6 protein-coding genes and 2 pseudogenes are annotated in these 6,154 nt (G+C 71.0%); 4 read left to right on the forward strand and 4 right to left on the reverse strand.

The window, feature by feature from the left end:
• Positions 1-98 precede the first annotated feature (98 nt).
• Positions 99-198 (reverse strand): annotated as a pseudogene (locus tag A5646_RS30450) (hypothetical protein); the annotation flags it as partial.
• A gap of 118 nt (positions 199-316) precedes the next feature.
• On the opposite strand from A5646_RS30450, the pseudogene A5646_RS18330 reads away from it, so the two are divergent.
• Positions 317-1,012: pseudogene (locus A5646_RS18330) on the forward strand (D-alanine--D-alanine ligase family protein); the annotation flags it as partial.
• A gap of 6 nt (positions 1,013-1,018) precedes the next feature.
• Here the strand turns inward: A5646_RS18330 and A5646_RS18335 are convergent.
• Entirely contained in the window at positions 1,019-1,579 is a 561-nt protein-coding gene (locus A5646_RS18335; RefSeq protein ID WP_066862009.1) for a DUF3515 domain-containing protein, read from the reverse strand.
• Positions 1,580-1,677: 98 nt separating this feature from the next.
• On the opposite strand from A5646_RS18335, the gene A5646_RS18340 reads away from it, so the two are divergent.
• From A5646_RS18340 to A5646_RS18350, 3 genes are read left to right on the forward strand one after another with little or no spacing between them, the layout of a single operon-like run.
• Complete coding sequence (locus A5646_RS18340) at positions 1,678-2,646, forward strand: thiamine-phosphate kinase (protein WP_067023222.1); 969 nt, start codon at positions 1,678-1,680, stop codon at positions 2,644-2,646.
• 41 nt (positions 2,647-2,687) lie between these two features.
• Positions 2,688-3,371 carry a uracil-DNA glycosylase gene (locus tag A5646_RS18345; RefSeq protein ID WP_066862262.1) on the forward strand — a complete coding sequence of 228 codons (684 nt, stop codon included), beginning with the start codon at positions 2,688-2,690 and terminating at the stop codon, positions 3,369-3,371.
• Positions 3,372-3,376: 5 nt separating this feature from the next.
• Positions 3,377-4,309, forward strand: coding sequence for an NADP-dependent oxidoreductase (locus tag A5646_RS18350; protein WP_067023225.1), 933 nt, complete (start codon positions 3,377-3,379; stop codon positions 4,307-4,309).
• 9 nt (positions 4,310-4,318) lie between these two features.
• Here A5646_RS18350 and A5646_RS18355 read toward each other — a convergent pair whose 3' ends face one another.
• Entirely contained in the window at positions 4,319-5,146 is an 828-nt protein-coding gene (locus tag A5646_RS18355; protein ID WP_066862005.1) for an oxidoreductase, read from the reverse strand.
• 1 nt (position 5,147) lies between these two features.
• The coding region (locus tag A5646_RS18360; protein ID WP_067023228.1) for a DUF1214 domain-containing protein at positions 5,148-6,154 on the reverse strand (1,007 nt) is incomplete at its 5' end.

Here is a 6,154-nt window from a genome sequence, read left to right on the forward strand (position 1 = left end):
CGGGCGCAGCACCGCGTAGTCACCGACCGGCAATCCCTCGGCGGCGAACAGCTTCTTGGTGAATTCCTTGTCCATGCCGGCCGCGCTGGCCAGCACACCGGCCCCCACGTAGGGCACACCGGCGAGCTCCAGCAGGCCCTGGATCGTGCCGTCCTCGCCGTAGGGGCCGTGCAGCACCGGAAAGACCACGTCGACCGACGCCAAGACCTCGGTGGCGCCGGGCGCCAGGGACACCAACTGGCCGCTGCGCCGGGGATCGGCGGGTAGCGCCAGTTCGGTGCCCGATGCGGCGGTCACCTCGGGCAGTTTCCGGTCGGTGATCGCCAGCGCGGCCGGCATGGACAAGGAATTCACCAAGAAGCTGTTCGCCGCCGAGGGATTGCCGGTCGGTGACTACGCGGTGCTGCGCCCGTCGCGTTCCAGGCTGCGCCCCGAGGAGTGCGAGCGGCTGGGCCTGCCGGTCTTCGTCAAACCCGCGCGGGGCGGCTCCTCGATCGGGGTGAGCCGGGTGTCGAGCTGGGATCAGCTGGACGCCGCCGTCGCGGCCGCGCGCCAACATGATCCCAAGGTCATCGTCGAGGCGGCGATCGTCGGCCGGGAGTTGGAGTGCGGCGTACTCGAAATGCCCGGCGGCACAGTCGAAGCCAGCACGCTGGGCGAGATCCGGGTGGCCGGGGTGCGTGGCCGCGAGGATTCGTTCTACGACTTCTCGACCAAATACCTCGATGACGCGGCCGAACTGGATGTGCCCGCCAAGGTGGACGACGAAATCGCCGACGTGATACGGCAATTGGCAGTCCGGGCGTTCAAGGCCATCGATTGTCAGGGGCTGGCCCGGGTGGACTTCTTCCTCACCGAGGACGGGCCGGTGCTCAACGAGATCAACACGATGCCGGGATTCACCACGATCTCGATGTACCCGAGGATGTGGGCGGCCAGCGGCGTGGATTATCCGACGCTGCTGGCGACGATGGTCGAGACGGCGTTGGCCCGCGGCGTCGGCCTGCGCTGACTGGCACTAACCGGGCTGGCCGGGGTCGATGGGCGTCGCGGGCATGCTGCGGTCGATCACCTCGGAAATCTGCTGGATCGGTGTCGGGCCCGACCCGGTCGGCAGCGTGAGCGCCACGTAGGCCCCGCGGTCCACCGCGTACCAGGTCGATCTGCCCGCGTCGCCGGCGGACTGCTGTTCGGAACTCACCTGGAACCACTGCACCCGGTCGACGACCTGGATGGGGGCGCCGAGCACGAACTCGGCCGGGCGGTCCAGCCCGCAGCGCAGCACCACCGGGTCGCTGTCCGGGCCGGCGCGCCAGGCGGCGGCGCCCTCGGGCGCCGGCTGCTCGAGGGGCGCGCGCTGGTAATCGCCGAGCCGCTGCGGCAGCGCACCCAGCAACGCGCGGCAGCCGGACCCGTCGGCCTGCGGCGCCGGTACCGCGGCCACCGCGACCGCGCGCGGGGGCGCCTGGCGGGTCGCCGCGATGGCCAGGATCACGCCGATCGTCGCGACGGCCAGCACGATGGCGGCGATGATCAGCGCACGCGGTGGTCCGCCATCGGCTTCCGGTTCGGTTGCCACCGCCGCGCACCTCCCATTTCTGCTCACCACTATCGCCTTCGTTGACCCTTACGCCAATTTATTCTCGGGGCGGTCCGCGCGGCGCCGGGAGCCCTATCGTGGGTGGCGTGCCAGACGAATCGGGCGAGTCCCCGTCGCTGCAACAGCTCGGTGAGTTCGCCGTGATCGATCGCCTGGTGCGGGGCCGCCGGCAGCCCCCCGCGGTCGTGCTCGGCCCCGGAGACGATGCGGCGCTGGTGGCGGCCGGTGATGGGCGCGCCCTGGTGTCGACCGACATGCTGGTGCAGGACCGGCACTTCCGGCTGGACTGGTCGACGCCGCACGACATCGGCCGCAAGGCGATCGCCCAGAACGCCGCGGACATCGAGGCCATGGGCGGGCGGCCGACGGCCTTCGTGGTCGCCTTCGGCGCGCCCGGTGATACGCCGGCGGCGCAGGTGGACGCGCTGGTCGACGGGATGTGGGACGAGGCGCAGCGGGTCGGCGCCGGCATCGCCGGCGGTGACCTGGTGCACTGCCCACAGTGGGTCATCTCGGTGACGGTGCTGGGCGAGTCGGACGGGCGCGCGCCGGTGCGGCGATCCGGCGCGCAGCCCGGTGCAATGATCGCCGTCGCCGGGGACCTGGGCCGCTCGGCGGCCGGACTTTCCCTGTGGCGCAAGGAGATCACGGAGTTCGGCGAGCTGCGGCGCCGGCATCTCGTGCCGGAGCCGCCCTACGGCCAGGGCGCGGTGGCGGCGGCCGCGGGTGCGCAGGCGATGATCGACATCTCCGACGGCCTGATCGCCGACCTGCGCCATGTCGCCGAGGCGTCGGGGGTGGGCATGGATCTGTCGACGGCGGCGCTGGCCGCGGACCGCGATGCGCTGGCCGCGGCCGCAGCCGCCGTGGACGCCGATCCGTGGCACTGGGTGCTCGGCGGCGGCGAGGACCACGCCCTGGTCGCGTGTTTCGCCGGCCCCGCGCCGGCCGGTTGGCGGATCATCGGGCGGGTTCTCGACGGGCCGGCGCGGGTGCTCGTCGATGATCAAGAGTGGAACGGCTACGCCGGCTGGCAGTCGTATTAGGGTGACGCGGTGACCGTTTACGCGATCGCGGAGAGCCGATGATGACCGCGCGTCCGCTGGGGGAACTGGTCGAGCCGGGGTGGGCGAGTGCGCTCGCGCCGGTGGCCGACCAGGTGGCCGGGATGGGCCAGTTCCTGCGGGCCGAGATCGCGGCCGGGCGCAGGTACCTGCCGGCCGGACCGAATGTGTTGCGCGCCTTCACCTATCCCTTCGACGACGTCAGGGTGCTGATCGTCGGGCAGGACCCGTACCCGACGCCCGGACACGCTGTGGGGCTGAGCTTTTCGGTGGCGCCCGACGTGCGGCCGTTGCCACGCAGTCTGGCCAACATCTTTCAGGAGTACACCGCGGACCTGGGCCATCCGCAGCCCTCCTGCGGCGACCTGACGCCCTGGGCGCAGCGCGGCGTGCTACTGCTGAACCGGGTGCTCACGGTGCGGCCCAGCAATCCGGCATCGCACCGCGGCAAGGGCTGGGAGGCGGTGACCGAATGCGCCATCCGGGCGCTGACCGAGCGGTCGCGGCCCCTGGTGGCGATCCTGTGGGGCCGCGACGCGTCGACCCTCAAACCCATTCTCGCCCAGGGCAATTGCGTGGCCATCGAGTCACCGCATCCGTCCCCGCTGTCGGCGTCGCGCGGGTTCTTCGGTTCACGCCCGTTCAGCCGCGCCAACGAATTGCTGACCGGCATGGGCGCCGACGCGATCGACTGGCGCCTGCCATGACCGAGATGACCGCGCTGCGCGCGCACCGGCGGGGCGGCCCGGAGCAGCTGGTGCTCGAACGGGCCCCGCGACCGGTGCCGGCCGCGGGTGAGGTGTTGGTGGCGGTACACGCGGCCGGGATCACCTTCGACGAGCTGACGTGGGAGGAGACCTGGACCCGCGACGGCGCCAGCCGCCTCCCGGTGATCCCCTCACACGAGGTGTCCGGCGTGGTCGAAGCGGTCGCCGCCGACGTGTCGGATTTCGCGCCGGGCGCCGAGGTGTACGGGTTGATCGGGTTCGACCGTGACGGCGCGGCGGCCGATTTCGTCGCCGTGCCCGCCGCCGACCTGGCGACCAAGCCGTCGACCGTCTCGCACACCGTCGCCGCCGCGCTGCCGCTGGCCGGGCTGACCGCCCTGCAGGCGCTGGTCGACCACGCCGCCGTGCAACCCGGCGAGAGCGTGCTGGTGCACGGCGGTGCCGGGGGAGTGGGCCTGCTGACGGTTCAGCTGGCCGCGCTGCTGGGCGCGCGGGTGACCGCGACCGTGCGCAGCGACACCGCCAACCTGCTGCGCGGGTGCGGCGCGCAGCGGGTGATCGACGTGCGCACCGAGGCGTTCGACGAACCCGGTGCCGGCTACGACGTCGTCATCGACACGGTGGGCGGGCCGACATTGGAGCGGTCGTTCGGCGTGCTGCGCCGCGGTGGCCGGCTGGTCACCCTGTCCGCACCGCCTCCAGAGGGCCGGGCCGAGCAATTCGATGTCACCGCAACCTTTTTCATCGTCACACCGAACCGGGGCCAGCTCGACGAACTCGCCGCGCTGGTCGACGGCGACCGGTTGCACGTCGCGATCGCCCAGACATTCGCGCTCGACCAGGGCCGTGAGGCGTTCGAAAGCCGCGACCACGGCAGGGGCCGCGCCGGTAAGACGGTCCTCATCGTGCGGGACTGAGTGGCGCCATCAGTCCGCGAAATTCACGTCCTTCGTGACGGCCTTCCACTCTTCGATCGACGCCGAGAGCGCGGCGAGCTTGTCGCGCATGGCCTTCAGCACGTCACGGCCCAGCAGTAGCCGCAGCGGCGGCTCGTCGAGCGTGGTCACCATCAGCACCGCTTCGGCGACCTTGCGCGGGTCGCCGGGTAGGTGATCGGCGAACTGCTTGATCAGGTCCTTGCGCGCCGCCACGTCGGCGTAGTCGGCGATCGGGCTGCCCGATTCCTTCATCGACCGCGTCGCCCAGTCGGTGCGAAACGCGCCGGGCTCGATCGCGGTCACCTTGATGCCCAGCGGGCGCACCTCGGCGGCCAGCGCCTCGGTCAGAGCCTCGAGCGCGAACTTGGTCGAGGAGTAGTAGGCGTTGGGCGGGTTGGCCACCAGGCCGGTCATCGAGGAGATGTTGATGATGTGTCCCGACCCGCGGGCGCGCATGGCGGGCAGCACCGCCTTGATCATGTCGACGGCCCCGAAGTAGTTGACGTCGAACAGCTTTCGGACCTCGGCGTCCTCACCCTCTTCCACCGAGGACAGGTAGCCGTGGCCGGCGTTGTTGACCAGGACGTCGACCCCGCCAAATGCCTCGTCTGCCGCGGACACCGCCGCCGCGATCTGGGCGGCATCGGTCACGTCGAGGGCGACGGCCACGGCCCGGTCCCCGAATTCGTCGGCGATGTCGGCCACCGCCTCGGCCCGCCGCGCGGTCACCACCACGCTGTGGCCGGCTTGTAGTGCGGCGCGCGCGATTTCGCGCCCGAAGCCCGTGGAGCATCCCGTGATCAGCCAGCGTGACACGTCAGATCGTCCCTTCCGGCAGGCGGCGCAGGTAGGCGTTGCGCCGGTGTGCGAGGTCGGTCGCACGCTGCTGTTCGCTCACCCGCGGCAGGTGCGGCACCTCGGCGTCGAGCCGGTCCAGCTTGACCACCCGGCCGCGCGCCCCGAGGTCTTCGCGCGGGCCGGACTCACCGAACTCCGCCATCCGCAACGTCAAGATGGCCTCCCGCAGGCCGTCGGAGTCGATCCAGTTCGCCACGCCGGGGTCGACGGGCGAGATCACGTAGGTGTAGCTGCCGTCCTCGTTGGCCACCGACTGCGCCTTGTTGAGGCTGCCGGTGCGGTCGACGAGATTCAGTGTCGTGCCCCAGATGTTGCTCAGCGGCACCGTGAAGTATTCGGCGCCACCGTCGTTCAGGTCGACGACGAAGGCCTCGTCGGGGGCGAGGTCGAACCGGCCCATCACATAGACCTGATTGCGCATCGCGCCGACCTTGTCGGCCGACCAGGCGAGATTGAAATGGTTGGCGGGCATCTTGTACACGCCGTGGCTCAGCTTGCCGGTGAAGTTGGCGAAGTAATCCATCATCGCCGCGGTGGCCTCGGCCTGTTCGTCGAGTGTGCGCGCCGGGGCGGCCGGCGGACCGCCAAGGCGTTGCACCTCGATATGATTCGGGTCGTCGAGGTCCCAGTCCAGCAGCACGTCGCGGATGTAGAACTCGTGGGCCTCCGGCGAGGTCTGCACGTGGTTGGGCCGGCCGTTGGCCGGCTCGGAGTCGACGGTGATGGTGTAGCTGCCGTCGGAGTCGACCTGCATGGTGCGGCCGTTGAGGACGGCGACGGTCCCCATGCGCGCGTCCCACAGCGTGAAGTAGTTCTCGGTCATCCGGTGCTCGCCGACCCGGCCGTGGATCTCGTAGCGCTCGTCGCCGGAGATCGGGATCACCCGGTACACGCTGTCGGGATTGTCGATGCCCCACCGCGATCCGGGAATGCGACGGCCGTCCACCGGGTGCGCGAGCCGGGTGA

The sequence above is a fragment of the Mycobacterium sp. 1245499.0 genome, assembly GCF_001673615.1.
Classification (GTDB): domain Bacteria; phylum Actinomycetota; class Actinomycetes; order Mycobacteriales; family Mycobacteriaceae; genus Mycobacterium; species Mycobacterium europaeum_A.

Excerpts from the sequence above, each read along its gene's own strand:
- A5646_RS18350 (WP_067023225.1), top strand. The coding sequence starts at position 3,377 with ATGACCGCGCTGCGCGCGCACCGGCGGGGCGGCCCGGAGCAGCTGGTG.
- A5646_RS18345 (WP_066862262.1), top strand. The coding sequence starts at position 2,688 with ATGACCGCGCGTCCGCTGGGGGAACTGGTCGAGCCGGGGTGGGCGAGT.